The following is a 15,756-nucleotide window of genomic DNA, read 5'->3' as shown; positions in this document are numbered from 1 at the left end:
TAGAGACACGATAGTATATTTCACCTATCGCAGTACCCCTCCAGATTTAAGCACAGACCGCACAAGGAGCAACGTGCCCACCAAGGCTAAGACTAATCATGGCAAGTCCCTGCTGATTGTAGAGTCACCGTCTAAGGTGAAAACTATCAGCGGCTACCTCGGCGATGCCTACGAGGTTGAGTCATCGATGGGTCATATTCGAGATCTTCCTCAGCCGTCGGAGTTACCTGAGGAACTCAAGAAGTCACCCGTGGGTAAGTTCGCGGTTGACCTTGAGAATGATTTTGAGCCTTACTACGTTGTCAACACTGACAAAAAGAAGAAGGTTACTGAGCTCAAGCGCAAGCTCAAAGAGGCTGATGCTCTCTATCTGGCAACCGATGGTGACCGCGAGGGTGAAGCTATCGCGTGGCACCTGCTTGAGGTGCTCAAACCCAAGGTGCCGGTGTATCGTCTGACCTTCCCCGAAATTACGCGTGAGGCTATTGAGCGTGCTTTCGGCGAGTTGCGTGAAATCGACAGCAACATGGTTAATGCGCAGGAGACCCGCCGCGTGCTGGATCGCCTGTACGGTTACGAGATTTCGCCGGTACTCTGGCGTAAGGTGTCTCGCGGTCTGTCGGCAGGACGCGTGCAGTCAGTTGCTACTCGCCTGGTCGTGGAGCGTGAGCGTGAGCGTATGGCTTTCACCAGCGCTAACTACTGGAATCTTTCTGGACTTTTCACCACCGGCTCCAACGAATCTTTCACCGCTAAGCTCTCAGCTGTCGATGGTGTTCGCGTAGCTTCGGGTAAAGACTTTGCTGATAACGGTCAGCTCAAATCATCGGCTAAGGTTGCGCACCTGGATGAAGCTGCAGCTACCTCTTTGGCATCCGGACTAGAGAACGCAACCTTCAGCGTCCGCTCCGTTGAGACCAAGCCTTACACCCGCCGCCCGGCTGCTCCTTTCACCACCTCGACCCTGCAGCAGGAAGCGGCACGTAAACTCCGTTTCTCGTCGCGTTCCACCATGCAGGTAGCGCAGCGCCTCTACGAAAACGGTTACATCACCTATATGCGTACCGATTCGGTTGCACTGTCAAACCAGGCAATCAACGCAGCGCGCAAGCAGGCAAACGAGCTCTACGGCGCTGACTTTGTGCCCGATAAGCCCCGCGTGTACGCATCCAAGTCTAAGAACGCTCAGGAAGCTCACGAAGCAATCCGCCCCGCGGGTGACTCCTTCCGCACGCCCTCTGCCGTAAAGTCCGCGCTCAGCGCCGATGAGTTCCGCCTCTACGAGCTGATCTGGAAGCGCACCGTGGCATCACAGATGGCAGATGCTAAGGGCTCCACCGCGTCCATCAAACTCGATGGTACTTCAACCGACGGACGCGACGCTGAATTCAGCGCATCCGGTACCGTGATTACCTTCCGCGGCTTCTTGGCTGCCTACGAAGAAGGCACCGATGCGGGACGCTGGGACGAAAACGCACAGAAGAGCGAAGCCAAGGACGGCGACAAGCGTCTGCCTCAGATGGCTGAAGGGGATCAGCTCACCGGCACCGATATTGAGGCCGCCTCGCACCAGACCACACCTCCGCCGCGCTACACCGAAGCATCGCTGGTCAAGGTTCTCGATGAGCTGGGCATCGGCCGCCCCTCAACCTACGCGGCAACCATCTCAACCATCATGGACCGCGGCTACGTGAACGTCCGCGGTGGCGCTCTCGTGCCCTCATGGACGGCCTTCTCGGTGGTCCGTCTGCTCGAAGAACACTTTGAAAAGTACGTTGACTACGAGTTCACCGCAGCCATGGAAGAAGACCTCGACCGCATCGCACGCGGTGAACAGGCACGCACCACCTGGCTCTCTGACTTCTACTTCGGTGGCAATGAAAAGCGCGGTCTCAAGCCCATCGTCGATAACCTGGGCGATATTGACGCGCGCGCCATCAACTCCATCGAGGTAGCTCCCGGTGTTAACCTCCGCGTCGGCAAGTTCGGCCCCTACCTTGAAACCGGCGGCGGTGTTGACACCGAAACCGGCGAAATCACCGACCCCATCCGCGCCAACGTCCCCGCTGACTTGGCACCCGATGAACTCACCGCAGAGATGGCCGCTGAGCTCATCGAAAAGGGCAAGAACGACGGACGCGAACTCGGCGTAGACCCCGAAACCGGACGCACCATCGTCGCGCGTGACGGCCGTTTTGGCCCCTACGTCACCGAAGTCATCCCCGAGATGACCGAGGAAGAAATCCAGGCGTGGATGGACGCGCAGCCCACCGAGTACTACAAGAACGGTCGCGCGAAGCCCAAGAAGAAGCCCAAGCCCGAGAAGCCTCGTACCTCGTCCCTGTTCAAGTCCATGGACCTGGCAACCGTCTCCCTGGAGCAGGCGCTGCAGCTGATGACTCTGCCGCGTGTCGTAGGCAAGGACGAAGAAGGCACCGAAATCACCGCGCAGAACGGTCGCTTTGGCCCCTACCTGAAGAAGGGTACCGACTCGCGCTCGCTGGAGACCGAGGAGCAGATCTTCTCGATTACTCAGGAGCAGGCGTTGGAGATTTACGCGCAGCCTAAGCAACGTGGACGCGGTACCGCTAAGCCACCGCTGGCTGAATTCGGTATTGACCCGGTGTCCGAGAAGAAGATTGTGGTCAAGGACGGTCGTTTTGGCCCCTACATCACGGACGGCACCACCAATATCACCGTGCCGCGTAGCGAGACCATTGAGTCGCTGACGCACGAACGCGCGGTGGAGTTGCTGGCAGAAAAGCGCGCCAAGGGGCCGGTTAAGCGTAAGACGGCGGCGAAAAAGCCTGCTGCTAAGAAGACTACGGCTAAGAAACCGGCCGCCAAGAAGTAGCCTACTAACCTCTAGCGTTTTGCTCATCTGCTGGGACTTTAAGTCCTTGCGGTGAGCGGAACTCTAGGGGTTTCGTGCACCTGCGCCCGTCACCAGTGCTATGGTAAAGACACACATCAAAGACGATGGGAGCCACCATGAAAACCACACCGCAGAATATCCCGGCACACGAAAGCCACCCGGTAGCTACTGAAAACGCGCATCCGGACGCGGTCACTCACTCAGAACCAGCGGCACGTGAGTCACGCTTTAGCTGGCGTATGCACGACGAGCTGCCGATCCCCTCCATGACGGCGCTACTGCTACTCACCATCGGTATTGGGCTCGCTATTCACACGCATGCCTCCATGTACAAAAGCATGGCGTCCACCATCATTCTGCTCATTATCAGCCTCGGTGCGCTCATCTCGAGCCGCCTGGCAAAGAACTACTGGCTGGTGTACTTCAGCGTTGTACTGGTAGCAACCGCGCTATACCCAATTTTTGTTCTCATTTTCGGTAGCCCACGCTTCTTCTAAACCTGACACCCAACGCGCCAAATACCCTGTAAATTCAGGGTTTTTGGCGCGTTCGCGCGTCCTACCGCCAAACATTCAGGTAAACCCTATAGCGTTGAAATAACAGTCAAGCGTAGATACACAAGTGAGGCGAGGATGAGCGAGAAACATCAGATTCCTGTGGGACTATCAACGTCATGCATTTTTCCGCCCAATGTGGAGAGCACCTTTGCGACCGCCGTAAACCTAGGGTACGACAGCATTGAGCTGATGATTACCGGCAACGCGCTGAGCCAAGAACCGCATGATCTGCTGCAACTGGTACAGAAATATCAGATGCCAATCTCATCCATTCACGCCCCAACTCTTCTGCTGACCCAGCAGGTGTGGGGACGCGCGTGGAACAAGATGCAGATGGCAGCAAAAATGACCAAAGCGGTGGGTGCTGACGTTATTGTGGCGCATCCGCCTTTCCGCTGGCAGCGTCAGTACGCCAAAAACTTTGTGGACGGTGTGCGCGAAATCAGCCACCAAGAAGGCGTAAAAATCGCGGTGGAAAATATGTACCCGTGGGAGGCAGCGGGCAAGAGCGTTGAGATGTACCTGCCGCACTGGGATCCCACGCGCTTTGACTACGAATGGATCACCTGGGACTTCTCGCATGCGGCGGCTGCGCACGTGGATTCCTACGAGTACATCAAAAAAATTGGCTCTAGGCTGGGCCATGTTCACCTCACCGACGGCATGGGGGAGAAAGTCATGGACGAGCACCTACTCCCCGGGCACGGACGTCAGCGGGTAGCCGAAAGCCTGCAGTACCTTGCCGAAACTCAGTGGGACGGTGTGGTCTGCGCCGAAATTGACACCAAAGGCAAGAAAACCGGCGAGCGAGACGAAATGCTTCTTGAAACACTTCAGTTCGCTCACCGGCATCTTGGAAGATAAGTTGCACATCTTATCTTTATCATCAATCACTCGCACCTATGGAGGTAAATCCCATGAGGTACTTCAAGCATAAGCACGATTGTTTTGAGGCTTCTCAAAGGTGGCTGGGTGCAAGCTGGCAAATCGGTTGCGTTTTGATAACGATTTTAGATTTTCAGTGAAAATACGCTCTGACAAGGAAAGAAGGAAAATATGTCGAACAAGGTTGTAGCTTTTTGTGGCACCGGTTCAATGAACGGTGCGATTCTCAGCGGTTTACTAGCAAGCGGTTTTGACGCCTCTGCTGTCCGTGCAACGACGCACTCCCAGGACAGCGCCGATCAGCTAAAAAAGTCGCTGGGTGACAACGGCGAAAAAGTGCAGATCCTCGCTTCTGAAACCGAATCTGACGCAAACGCGCAGGCAGTGGCCGATGCTGACGTTGTGCTACTGGGCGTCAAGCCCTACGGCATCGTTGAGCTTGCCCAGGAGATCGCAGAGCACGTCAGAAAGGACGCGGTGGTCATCTCAGTTGCTGCCGGCATCAACCTGGATGCTCTCACCCGCGCGCTCAACGGCGGGCAGCCCGTGGTGCGTTGCATGCCCAACACCCCGTCCAAGGTGGGCAAGGGCGTCCTCGCCATTTCGGTGGGGGAGCACGTGAGCGATGAACAGCGCAAGGACGTCACCGAGATTCTCTCTAGCGTCGGTGAGGTCATCGAGGTCGAAGAAGACCAGATGGACGCCGTTGTAGCTGTTTCAGGCTCAGGCCCCGCCTACGCCTACCTGCTGGCTGAATCGATGGCGGATGCAGGCGTCAAGCTCGGCCTTGATGAGGCAACCGCGAAGAAACTCGCATCCCTCACTGTGGCTGGTGCTGGCGCAATGCTCTTTGAAGACCAGGACGCTGAATCCTTGCGTAAAGCAGTGATGAGCCCCAACGGAACCACAGAGCGCGGCGTTCAGGCCTTTATTGATGGTGGCCAGTTTGAGCTGACCGAAAAAGGTATGCGCGCGTGCGCTGAGCGTTCAGCTGAGATGACTGAAGAGTTCAGCAAATAACCTCTTACGCAAATAGCCCCGTGAAAATGTTGGTTTTCACGGGGTTATTTTTTGTATATATGGGTGGCACGTTAGCAATAGGATGCCGGCGGTCAACATTCATCTGAGGATAAGCAGGTTTAGCCTGCTCGCTACTGCACACGCAGTCGCCAGCAGTCCCTCTCGCATGGCTCGCTGACGCTCACGACGCGATTCACGCCAGCCCCGATGCCAGCTGGCGACGTCGCGTGCACAGCAGCTTCGGCAGGGTGGTGGCGGTCAACTGATCGGGTCTGGCGTTAGGGATGTTGACCGCCACCGACTACCGAAGCGTAAGCCCTACCAAAGCTGAATATTTGACTTATTATGGCCTCATCGCAAAACGCTCAATGAGGTCAACCTGGCCGGAGACAATCAGCAGGTCTCGTGATGACACCTTGGTGTCGGGTGTCGCGTAGGTGAAATCCTCGCCGGGGGATTTCACACCGACAACTGAGACGCCGTACTTGGAACGCACATTGGATTCAGCCAGGGTAAAGCCGTGGGTTTCTTTGGGCGGGTACATTTTGACGATGGCAAAGTCGTCGTCGAATTCGATGTAGTCCAGCAGGCGTCCTGAGACGAGGTGGGCGGCGCGACGTCCTGCGTCGGCTTCGGGAAAGACCACGTGGTGTGCGCCGATGCGCGAGAGGATTTTACCGTGCGACGGGGTAATTGCTTTTGCCCAGATGCGTTCGATGCCGAGGTCTACCAGGTTGGCTGTAATCAGCACGGACGCCTCAACTGAGGTGCCTACGCCGACGACTGCGGAGGTAAAGTCGCTTGCACCGAGCTGACGCAGCGCGTCGATGTCGGTTGCGTCCGCCTCAACGACGTGAGTGAGTAGACCCGCCCATTTTTGCACGAGCACGGGGTCTTTTTCGATGGCGAGTACCTCTTTGTTTTGTTCGCGTAGCTGTGCGGCGGTTGCGGTGCCAAAGCGTCCGAGGCCGATAACGAGAACGGGTGCGTTGTGATCGATGCGTGTATCAGCCAATGATCGGCCTTTCTTCGGGGTACTTGTAGAGTCTGCGGCGGGAGCGCAATGCTAGACCGGTTGCGACGGTGTTGGTGCCGATGCGTCCGACGAACATGAGCAGTGAAAGCACGTAGATGCCGGACGGCGGAAGCTTGGGCGAGAGGCCTACGGACAGTCCGCAGGTGGCGTAGGCGGAGATGACTTCGAAGAGGATGTGGTCGAAAGGCTCTTGCGTGATATAGACCAGCACGGCGCATCCGAAGAGCACGAAGAAAGCGCCCATGGAGATCACGGAAATTGCGATGCGCAGGATGGAATCGGGAATGGAACGGCCGAAGGCGATGACGTGCTGGTCGCCGCGTGCTTCTGCCAGGATTGCGAGGAAGACGACGCAGATGGTGGTGACTTTGACGCCGCCTGCGGTGGACGCTGATCCGCCGCCGATGAACATGAGAACGTCGGTGAGCAGGTAGGTAATGGGGTTCATGTCTGTCATGTTGACGAGGTTGAACCCGCCGGAGCGCGTCATGATGGATGCGAAGAAGGAGTGCAGGATTTTTTCTGAGAAGCCTTCGTTGCCGATGGTTCCGGGATTGTTCCATTCAAAGAATGCCCAGGCGAACATGCCGATGAAGAGCACGAGCGTGGTGCCGATGATGGTGAGTTTGGTGGTGAGGTTCCAGGCTCTAAAGTGCCAGAGGTTGCGCTGCAGTGTGAGGATGACGGGGAAGCCCAGGGCACCGACGTAGACTCCGAGGCAGATAGGAAGCAGAATCCAGAGGTCGTGACCGTAGGGTACGATTCCATCGGAGTGAGGGGTGAAACCTGCGTTGTTGAATGCTGAGATCGAATAGAAGATTCCGTGCCATAGACCTTCACCAAAGCTTTCGCCCAGAATCCAAAAACGAGGGGTCAAGATGAGTGCGATGGCTGCTTCTAACGATATGGAGGTAATCGCTACGGTTTGCAAAATTGAGCCGACTTCGCCCAGACGACCAATGTTCATGGCTTCCTGAGCGATCATTTTGGAGCGCAGACCCATTTTTCGGCCCACGGCAATTGCCAAAAGTGAAGTCATGGTGAGCGTGCCAAGACCGCCGATCTGGAAGGCGAAAAGAATCATCAGCTGACCAAAGAATGACCACTGCTCAGCTGTTGAAACAGTGGTTAATCCTGTCACGGTCACCGCACTGGTAGCGGTAAAAAACGCGTGATGAAAAGCTACCGAATGCCCGTCCCGCGAAGAAAACGGCATATAAAGCATCAGGGCGAAGAAAATAATAACTAACCCGAAGGCGGCGATTGCGATACGCGAAGGCGATGAGCCAACTGTTCGATCGACGAGCGCGCGAAGGCGAGCAAGCCGCATCGCGTCGGCGTCCTCAATCGTAGAAAACTGTGGGCTCACGCTTATAACTCCTTGAGAAGAAAAGCTCTAACTGTAATAGCCTAGCCGTCAAGACATATTAGTGCGATATATCCGCCTAATGTTCATCGGCGTGGTCTAATAGCTTGTGACGGTCATTACTTTCAAAGGCGGGTATTTATGAAGGCAGTCGAAAAGCTTCAGCCCATTCCAACCACTGTGGTGTGGGATGCGAACATGACAGCTTATTATTTTGGCGACTATCACCCCATGAACCCTGCACGCTTGGACGCGACGGCTCGTCTTGCCCGAGACTTAGGTGTTTTTAATCTGCCGCAGATTGATATTGAGATGCCGGAGATCGCCACCGATGCACAGTTGGAGCTGGCTCATGCGCCAGAGTATATTGCGGCGGTGCGGGCTGTCAGCGAAAACCCTGAGCTTGAGCGTCCTGAAAGTGGGTTGGGTACGGAGGATACGCCGGGGTATGCGGGTATCCATGAGGCATCTGCTCGTCTTGCCGGCGGTAGCTATCAGGCAGCCGAGGCGATCTTGGGGGAGCGAGCGCCGCACGTGGTGAATTTTGGTGGTGGTATGCACCATGCTGCCCGCAATAAGGCTAGCGGGTTTTGTGTGTATAACGATTGCGCTGTGGCTATCGCTCGTTTGTTAGAGCAGGGCGTCAAACGCGTGGCGTACATTGATGTTGATGCCCACCATGGAGACGGTACTCAGAGCATTTTCTGGGAAGATCCTCGCGTCATGACAATTTCTCTGCATGAGTCAGGTATGACGCTGTTTCCAGGTACCGGTTACGCGAACGAGTGGGGTCCTGAAGGTTTGGCGTCTGGCACCAGCGTCAATATCGCGCTTCCGGCTGAAACAGCTGATTCCGGTTGGGTTCGTGCATTCGATGCTGTGGTGCCGCCGCTGTTGCGTGAATTTCAGCCCGAGGTGATTGTGAGTCAGCACGGTTGTGACTCTCATTTTCGTGATGAGATGTCGCATTTGAAAATTTCAATTGATGCGCAGCGTGAGGTCGCTGCAATGGTGTCGAATCTTGCCCATGAGCTGTGCGAGGACCGCTGGGTCGCGACCGGCGGTGGCGGGTATAACCTGTACGATGCGGTACCCCGCTCGTGGACGCATCTGATAAGCGTTGTTGCCGGTAGCCCTCTAGAGCTTGATACAGCTGTTCCCGAATCGTGGCAACAGTACATGTTGCGTAAGTACGGCACCAAGGTACCTCAGCTGATGGGGGATGAGGTAGATTTTTGGTGGCGATCATGGGAGCTGGGTTTTGACCCGGCTGATCAGGTGGATCGCACGATTATGGCAACGCGTAAAGAAGTCTTTCCTCATTGGGGGTTAGACCCCTGGTATGACTAGCTTTGTGCTGTCATCAACGAAAGCATCCATGTAATACTCTGCGCGGAATACATGCAAAACGTGCTTTTGAGAGCATAAAACCAAGTGGCAAAAGTGATCGCTCTACACTTCGTGACCGAAAAATTTCGAACTGAGAAGTGTTAATACATATGAGTCAAAGATTATATGTAAGATTGAGGCATGATTGATGACGTATTTGCTGTTATCGCAGACCCCACCCGACGACAAATTTTGCGTGTTCTAGCAGAGGGCGAATCCCCCGTAGGTGCTCTTGTTGCAGAACTCGGAGTCAGCCAGCCAACAGTTTCAAAGCACTTGAAAGTTTTGCGTACTGCTGGTCTTGTGAGCACTCGAGCTCAAGGGCAGCGACGCCTCTATTCTTTGATTCCTGAGCCTCTTGTGGCAGTGACGGAATGGGTAGAAACCCTTACCTCGCGTGCCGGTGTTGAGGCGGACGCACAGCCCGCATCATCACCTGAACCTGCGGTAGCTACGGTGTCACCGGCGTCCGGGGAATCTGCGGAGGGTGCTAACGGCGAGATTATCGCTGACACCGCGGTATCTGAGGAAACTGCTGAGCAAATCGCTGATTTTACCTCATCAGATGCTCCTGAAGGGGCAGTAGATAACAGTACGGCTGAAGCGTCATCGAGCGAAGAAGTTATCATTGCAGATAGTGCAGAAGCGCCTGAGCCTGCCATCCAACAGTCTGTAATTTCTCAGCCTGTCATCGATCAAAATCGCGGTATTAAGCCCAGCCCCGTTGTCGAAGACGCTCACGAAAATCCTGTGAGCGAGCCCGCTGAGTCCGAGGCAGTTGAGTCCGAGGCCGCTGAACACACCGAAACTACAGATCTACCTGCAAACACCCCGGTGTTTGGTGCTGCATCTGATGATTCCTCAGACATTCCAGAGTCCGCTGAAACATCAACCGATGATACTGAAGACACCGTCGAAGAACCCGGTGCTGAGTACAACGAAAGCACCGAAGACGCCTTGCAAAACCTGATTGCTAGCGTTGAGGCCCGACTGGCGTCATCCGGTGATTTTGCGGGCAGAGAATTCACTGATTTTTCGGATGAGACCGAGCAGGATGCTCACGCTGGTTCTGATGTTGAAGAAGCAGCTGAAACCTATGAGCCCACCGCGGACGATTCGGCGGACGATACTCTGCACCAGATTGAATCTCATGTTGTAGAGGCTGAAACCTCTGAACCGGCCACGGACGCGGTTGCCGACGTGCCTGCGAACCATGAAACTGCAGAGGGTACTGAGGATGCTGTCACCACCGCAGATGTCGATGAGTTGGTAACTCCGGCAGTAGAGACTGCTGATCCAGTGGATTCTATTGACGCGGTAGAACCTGAGAACCATGAAATTGCAGAGGGCACCGAGACCGCTGTTTCAGAAACTGAACTCGATGAGCTCATTGAAGAAACCTCTGGTCAGAGTGAATCCGCCCCCGCACAGCACGCCGTGCATTTCACGCCGCTGACTCCTTTTACGCCGTCTGCTATTACCTCGGATACCGCTGAAACTGCTTCCGCTGAAGATTCTGAAGAAGTTGCCGAAGATGCCCATACCAGCGTCGTTGAGTCTGCACAGCCGTCTGAGACAGATTCTGATTCAGCGGTAACTGATGCTCCTACTCTTGCCGAGGGCGAGAGCGCCGGTGAAAGCTCTGAGACCGGGGCTGAATTTGCCCCGGCACCGCTCCTGCCTTCTGCTCCGACTGAATCTGAGCAGGACGAAGAGAACCAGCGCGGATTGCTTGCGGTCATTAGTCGTTGGGGACGTCGTCGTCGTTAACTTTCATTCTGTCGGCATCTGAAGAATCACGGAAAATAGTATCTAGTTATGGCTGTACACAGCACTATCCTTGAATGGCTTGAAAAAGAGCTGTTCGAAGGGCGCCTGCAATTGGGGCAGGACTTGCCCGATGATAAAGAAATTGCTGAGGCTGTTGGGGCAACTCATTCCAGCACGCGTGAGGCTTTGAAGCACCTTGAAGATATGGGCGTTGTGCGCCTGTACGAGGGTCGCAAGAAAACCATTATTACCCAGTTAGTGAAAGAACCTGCAGCTTCTGCCGGGCCTGCTTTGCGGTTGCATATGGCCAACGCTAAGTATCCCGTTCGAGATATGGTTCAGACCCGCCTTGTGGTTGAGGGGTGGGCTCTTCAAAATGCTGACCCGCAGCATCCTGCTATGCAAGAGCTCGCCGGGCTTCAGAAAGAAATGAGCCGGGAGAATATTTCTCTCAAGGAATTTCATGATCTTGAGGTTTCTTTCCACATTGCACTGGTCAAAATTGGTGGCAATGAGCTGCTGACCGGTCTGATGACTGCCCTGCGCGAGCCCTTGTTCGAGTACATGATGTCGCTGGTTGGACGCGGCGGGTTGTGGAGCACTACCGCTGCGCGTACCCGTGCGCAGCATAAGGCTATTGTGGATGCGATTGCCTCGGGCGACAACGCGCTGGCATCTATGCTCGTGACAGCACATATCCGTGAGCAGTATGAAGAAGCCGGGCTGGACCTGGATGCCCCTCGTATTCCAGATACGGAACATGAGCCTGCTCTTGAAATGACTCCGGTGGAGGACGAAGACCAGGATCTTATTCCTGAGAACCCTGATTTTGAACCGTCAGCTGATTTGCTGAACGCTTTGAACTCCATTGCGCCGACTGCACCGGCACGTAGTGCTTACCGTCCGCAGACTGCAGCAGCGCAGCAGGTAGGCTCTCAGAACACCCCCGAAAAGGTCACTGTGCCGCACCACGAGTCGGTTGTTCACAGTGCCCGTTTAACTAACGATTCTCGAGAGGCATATGCGAAGGTAGAAGGCCGTCGCCGTCGTAGCGGCACTGTTTCTGTTCCCGTGCACGCCACCGTCATTAAGCCGGTTAACCGTTCAACGCCCACGGGTGTGATCTCTGGCCAGGTGCGTCCGCGTACCGAGGACGCGCGTGCTGAAGACACCGCCGCACCCGCTTCTGCTAAGCCGTCGTGGGCGCATACTGCGGATCACGACACTGTGCGAGCAACCCCGCGTCCTGCACAGCAGAATGAGGACGCAGCACAGCCTGCACCCGAGCGGGTTGAAGAGACTGAAACCCAGCACAATGGCATCGCGGCATCTCTTCGCGATAAAGCGCGGTTGAGCTGGCGCCGTAAGTCCCGCAGTGAGCAGGTAGAACAGGGCACTCAACAGGTCGAAGACTCAGACGCGGTTGCCGCTGACATTGAGCAGCCCGTTGAGTCAGAGGCGTACCATGCCACTGTTACCAAGGTGCAGGTTCCTGCCGAAGATAGCCAGAAAGACGCACAACAACTGAACGATGGCACTGCCACGTCAGATGAAGGCATCGCTTCTGCCGAAGAGAGGACTTCTCATGGGGCCGGCCGCATCAAGCAGTTCTTCGGCTGGGGTGCTTCATCTTCAAAGCGAGATAAAGAACCCGAGCGGGTTGCGCTTAAAAATACGGGTGTCGCATCGGCGCAGTATGTAGCTGAGGGTGAAGGCTCAGCAGACGGTGACGAGCCCACGGCAGAGGTAAATTCAGCTACGTTGAGCGAGTCTGCAGAGGCGCCGGTTCAGTCCAATCAGGACGCTGGCGATCTCGTGCAGGAGCGCGAGACTGAAATAGCTCTTGAAGATGCTGAACAGGCTCACGCGCTGACAGCCGATGAAACCGAAAGCGACGCCGCAAATCCGCTGGCTGGCGCAGGCAACGTTGTCGTCAAATCAAAGTCCAAGAAGAAAAAAGCGTAAACGCCGCTAGAAACAGGGCGCAAAAAGGGTGAATAACAGCAAAATGTGAGCAATACACCGCTCAAAGTTTGCCCAAGATTACAGAAAACACCCCTATACCTTGTACTCTATTATGAGAACGTTTAACGACCGTTGATAGTTGTACGTTGAAAAATGTACGTATCAACGGTTGTTTGTTTGAGCGTCTATACCGGTATAACGCACCCGGGTAGCTACCGGAGATTCTTGGCTCTCAAGAAGATTTGGCCGGGTATCTAGCAAATAAGTGAGGTGAATCCAATGGGTTCAGTTATCAAGAAGCGCCGCAAGCGTATGTCAAAGAAGAAGCACCGTAAGCTTCTTCGCAAGACTCGCCACCAGCGTCGCAACAAGTAGTTAATACTTGCTTCATCGGGCTCCACATCCTTGAAATCTTCGAGGATGTGGAGCCTGTTTTGCGAAAGAACCACTTGCCTTTTTTCCCTGAAGGCTTTATAGATTTTTGACAGAAGGACTATTTTCATGAGTGTTGCATCAAATATTTCGCTGGAGCTTCTGACTCGCCCCGGTTGTCACCTGTGTGAGGACGCGCGTGCCACCGTGAGCAAGGTTGCCGGTGAATTCGGGCTGGGTTTCGATGAGGTCAACATCGAAGAGCACCCGGAGCTTGAAAAGCAGCACTCCGTTGAAATTCCGGTTCTGAAGATTAACGGCCGCGTCCACGATTTTTGGCAGATTAATCCCAAACGCCTGTCAAAGGCTTTGGCTAAGTTATCCGCCTAGTTTTACGCACGTTTGCGCAAAGGAGCGAGAATTATGAGTGCAAATATTACTGTTCATCTGATGCGTCACGGCGAGGTTCATAACCCGCAGCGCATTGTGTACGGACGCTTGCCGAACTATCATCTGTCTGAGAAGGGGCAGCAGATGGTGCGTCTGAGCGCGGAGGAATTCAAGCGTCGTGCCGATGCTGGTTCTCGCTTTGTGTATTTGGCGTGTTCACCGCTGACTCGTACGCAGGAATCTGCTGCTCCCATTACTGAGTTGCTGGGTCTTGAAGCTCATCACGATGAGCGCGTGATTGAGGCTGACAACTACTTTGAGGGTATGCACGTTGATGCCAAGGAACTGGCAACCAACCCTCGCCATTGGAAGCACCTTCTGAACCCGCTGCGTCCTTCGTGGGGTGAGCCCTACCAGGAGCAGGTTGAGCGCATGGTGGGTGCTGTTCGTGATACAGCGCGTAAAGCGTATGAGCTCGGGGGAGAGGGAGCAGAGGCAATTATTGTCTCTCACCAGCTACCCATTTGGTTGACTCGTCTGAGCGCAGAAGGCAAGGCATACCCGCACGATCCTCGCGCTCGTGAATGCAACCTGGCATCTATTACCAGCTTCCACTTTGATGAGCTCGATGGTAGCCAGCGACCGACTCTGAGCTACACCGAGCCCGCCGCTCCACTGTACTCAGGTGTTATTCAGCTCCCGGGGTCATAATAGAAAATATTTGCGCTTAAAACTTATGCGCACGCACAGATACCCACCACATATCTCCACGAAAGAGTCGATATGAACCTATTGCGCAGAACTGTGACCCGCCGTCAAGGTCTTTCACTGTCGATTGCTGCAGCAGGGCTGATGCTCGCTGGTTGCTCAAGCGAAAACGATGCTTTGGCTGATCAAGCGAACGCTGGCGACAATAAGGGCTATATCGCAGGTGATGGCTCAGTGACCGAGTGGAAAAAAGAAGAACGTGAAGCTCCTGTGGAGTTCACCGGCGATCTTTTTGACGGGGGTACGTTAAGTGCTTCTGATTTGCGTGGTAAACCGGCAATGTTGAACTTCTGGTATGCAGGATGCGCGCCCTGCCGTGCCGAGGCACCGCACCTGATTGAACTCCACGACAAGTTCGGTAAGGACATCGCTTTTTGGGGTGTGAATGTTCGCGATGAGGCGGGCACGGCAGAGGCTTTTGAACGCAATTTTAAGATTCCTTACAAGTCGATGAAGGACGCTAGCGGCAAGGTGCTACTTGCATTGAGTAAGACGGTTCCTGCGCAGGCGGTGCCGACCACTTTGTTGCTGGATAAAGAAGGACGCGTCGCTGCCCGCGTACTGGGTGAGATTGACTCGTCCATCATGAAAACGATGATGCAGGATTTGCTCGGTGAATAGCTTCGGAAGCATCATTTTTGATGGCTCCTTGTGGGTTGCTCTACCGCTTGCGGCTCTTGCCGGGCTGGTATCTTTCGCATCCCCCTGTGTGCTGCCGCTTGTGCCCGGTTATCTGGGCTATGTTGCGGGACTGAGTGGAATAGATGATCGACGACGCACCTGGCGAGTATTCACCGGTATCGGTCTGTTCATTCTGGGGTTCTCGCTGATTTTTGTGCTGATGTCAGCGGTCTTGGCTCAGCTTGGCACCGCTGCTTGGTTGCGCGGTCAAAGCTGGATCAACGTGGTGCTCGGTATTTTGGTGATTCTCATGGGCCTGGTGTTCATGGGGCGTTTTTCGTTCTTTCAGACCGAACGCAAAATTCACCGTAAACCTCCTGCCGGTCTGTGGGGTGCACCTTTTCTGGGCATTACATTTGGCTTGGGCTGGGCGCCCTGTATTGGCCCCACGTTCGCGGCGGTCCAGACTCTCGTTTACACCTCAGGTGCTGGCAATACCAAAGCGATGGCGTTGACTCTTGCCTACTGCTTAGGGCTTGGCATTCCTTTTATGCTGGTGGCATTGGGTCTGAGTCGAGGCGTCAATACTATGGGCTGGGCAAAGCGTCACCGGTTGGCATTGCAACGAGCCGGCGGTGTCATGCTCATGGTGATTGGTTTTCTCATCGCCACCGGCATCTGGACTCAATTCATCTCGTGGACCCAGGCAGTCATGCCGGTTTATGAACTTCCCATCTAACCT

At 54.9% G+C, this 15,756-nt stretch carries 14 protein-coding genes; 12 read left to right on the top strand and 2 right to left on the bottom strand.

What is annotated here, in order from left to right:
• Positions 1–73 precede the first annotated feature (73 nt).
• The 4 genes from topA to proC all read left to right on the top strand — a co-directional run bounded on the left by topA (position 74) and on the right by proC (position 5,337).
• The gene (gene topA / locus HF984_RS06240; protein ID WP_168614820.1) at positions 74–2,854 is read left to right on the top strand and encodes a type I DNA topoisomerase; all 2,781 of its coding nucleotides are present in this window, start codon (positions 74–76) and stop codon (positions 2,852–2,854) included.
• Between the two features lie 137 nt (positions 2,855–2,991).
• Entirely contained in the window at positions 2,992–3,372 is a 381-nt protein-coding gene (locus tag HF984_RS06235; protein WP_168614819.1) for a hypothetical protein, read from the top strand.
• Between the two features lie 135 nt (positions 3,373–3,507).
• Positions 3,508–4,296 carry a sugar phosphate isomerase/epimerase family protein gene (locus HF984_RS06230; protein ID WP_168614818.1) on the top strand — a complete coding sequence of 263 codons (789 nt, stop codon included), beginning with the start codon at positions 3,508–3,510 and terminating at the stop codon, positions 4,294–4,296.
• A 192-nt stretch (positions 4,297–4,488) separates the two neighbouring features.
• Complete coding sequence (gene proC, locus HF984_RS06225) at positions 4,489–5,337, top strand: pyrroline-5-carboxylate reductase (RefSeq protein WP_168614817.1); 849 nt, start codon at positions 4,489–4,491, stop codon at positions 5,335–5,337.
• A gap of 343 nt (positions 5,338–5,680) precedes the next feature.
• Here the strand turns inward: proC and HF984_RS06220 are convergent, their stop codons facing one another.
• Entirely contained in the window at positions 5,681–6,352 is a 672-nt protein-coding gene (locus tag HF984_RS06220) for a potassium channel family protein (RefSeq protein ID WP_168614816.1), read from the bottom strand.
• The gene (locus HF984_RS06215; RefSeq protein WP_168614887.1) at positions 6,345–7,703 is read right to left on the bottom strand and encodes a TrkH family potassium uptake protein; all 1,359 of its coding nucleotides are present in this window, start codon (positions 7,701–7,703) and stop codon (positions 6,345–6,347) included. Before HF984_RS06215 ends, HF984_RS06220 begins: the two co-directional genes overlap by 8 nt.
• A gap of 177 nt (positions 7,704–7,880) precedes the next feature.
• Between HF984_RS06215 and HF984_RS06210 the strand changes: the two genes are divergently transcribed.
• The 8 genes from HF984_RS06210 to HF984_RS06175 all read left to right on the top strand — a co-directional run bounded on the left by HF984_RS06210 (position 7,881) and on the right by HF984_RS06175 (position 15,753).
• Positions 7,881–9,089: an acetoin utilization protein AcuC gene (locus tag HF984_RS06210; protein ID WP_247596495.1), complete on the top strand. Its 1,209-nt coding sequence runs from the start codon at positions 7,881–7,883 to the stop codon at positions 9,087–9,089.
• 180 nt (positions 9,090–9,269) lie between these two features.
• Positions 9,270–10,898: a metalloregulator ArsR/SmtB family transcription factor gene (locus HF984_RS06205; protein WP_168614815.1), complete on the top strand. Its 1,629-nt coding sequence runs from the start codon at positions 9,270–9,272 to the stop codon at positions 10,896–10,898.
• A gap of 48 nt (positions 10,899–10,946) precedes the next feature.
• Entirely contained in the window at positions 10,947–12,863 is a 1,917-nt protein-coding gene (locus HF984_RS06200; RefSeq protein ID WP_168614814.1) for an FCD domain-containing protein, read from the top strand.
• A 279-nt stretch (positions 12,864–13,142) separates the two neighbouring features.
• On the top strand, positions 13,143–13,238 hold the full coding sequence (locus tag HF984_RS06195) for a 30S ribosomal protein bS22 (RefSeq protein WP_104307205.1): 96 nt from the start codon (positions 13,143–13,145) through the stop codon (positions 13,236–13,238).
• Positions 13,239–13,364: 126 nt separating this feature from the next.
• Entirely contained in the window at positions 13,365–13,625 is a 261-nt protein-coding gene (locus HF984_RS06190; protein WP_168614813.1) for a glutaredoxin family protein, read from the top strand.
• Between the two features lie 33 nt (positions 13,626–13,658).
• Positions 13,659–14,336: a histidine phosphatase family protein gene (locus HF984_RS06185; protein WP_168614812.1), complete on the top strand. Its 678-nt coding sequence runs from the start codon at positions 13,659–13,661 to the stop codon at positions 14,334–14,336.
• Positions 14,337–14,408: 72 nt separating this feature from the next.
• A complete protein-coding gene (locus tag HF984_RS06180) occupies positions 14,409–15,014 on the top strand; it encodes a TlpA family protein disulfide reductase (RefSeq protein WP_168614811.1) in 606 nt (201 codons plus the stop codon).
• Positions 14,998–15,753, top strand: coding sequence for a cytochrome c biogenesis CcdA family protein (locus tag HF984_RS06175; protein ID WP_425563894.1), 756 nt, complete (start codon positions 14,998–15,000; stop codon positions 15,751–15,753). Before HF984_RS06180 ends, HF984_RS06175 begins: the two co-directional genes overlap by 17 nt.
• Positions 15,754–15,756: the final 3 nt, after the last annotated feature.

Origin of the sequence: Rothia terrae (assembly GCF_012396615.1) — a bacterium.
In the GTDB taxonomy this organism is placed as follows: domain Bacteria; phylum Actinomycetota; class Actinomycetes; order Actinomycetales; family Micrococcaceae; genus Rothia; species Rothia terrae.
The sequence above is the reverse complement of the archived record's forward strand: the minus strand, read 5'-3'. Positions and strand labels throughout refer to the sequence as shown.

Bases quoted from the DNA above. Each gene is read 5' to 3' on its own strand.
- HF984_RS06235 (WP_168614819.1), top strand. From the start codon at position 2,992: ATGAAAACCACACCGCAGAATATCCCGGCACACGAAAGCCACCCGGTA.
- HF984_RS06230 (WP_168614818.1), top strand. From the start codon at position 3,508: ATGAGCGAGAAACATCAGATTCCTGTGGGACTATCAACGTCATGCATT.
- proC (WP_168614817.1), top strand. From the start codon at position 4,489: ATGTCGAACAAGGTTGTAGCTTTTTGTGGCACCGGTTCAATGAACGGT.
- HF984_RS06215 (WP_168614887.1), bottom strand. From the start codon at position 7,703: ATGCGGCTTGCTCGCCTTCGCGCGCTCGTCGATCGAACAGTTGGCTCA.
- HF984_RS06210 (WP_247596495.1), top strand. From the start codon at position 7,881: ATGAAGGCAGTCGAAAAGCTTCAGCCCATTCCAACCACTGTGGTGTGG.
- HF984_RS06205 (WP_168614815.1), top strand. From the start codon at position 9,270: ATGATTGATGACGTATTTGCTGTTATCGCAGACCCCACCCGACGACAA.
- HF984_RS06200 (WP_168614814.1), top strand. From the start codon at position 10,947: ATGGCTGTACACAGCACTATCCTTGAATGGCTTGAAAAAGAGCTGTTC.
- HF984_RS06195 (WP_104307205.1), top strand. From the start codon at position 13,143: ATGGGTTCAGTTATCAAGAAGCGCCGCAAGCGTATGTCAAAGAAGAAG.
- HF984_RS06190 (WP_168614813.1), top strand. From the start codon at position 13,365: ATGAGTGTTGCATCAAATATTTCGCTGGAGCTTCTGACTCGCCCCGGT.
- HF984_RS06185 (WP_168614812.1), top strand. From the start codon at position 13,659: ATGAGTGCAAATATTACTGTTCATCTGATGCGTCACGGCGAGGTTCAT.
- HF984_RS06180 (WP_168614811.1), top strand. From the start codon at position 14,409: ATGAACCTATTGCGCAGAACTGTGACCCGCCGTCAAGGTCTTTCACTG.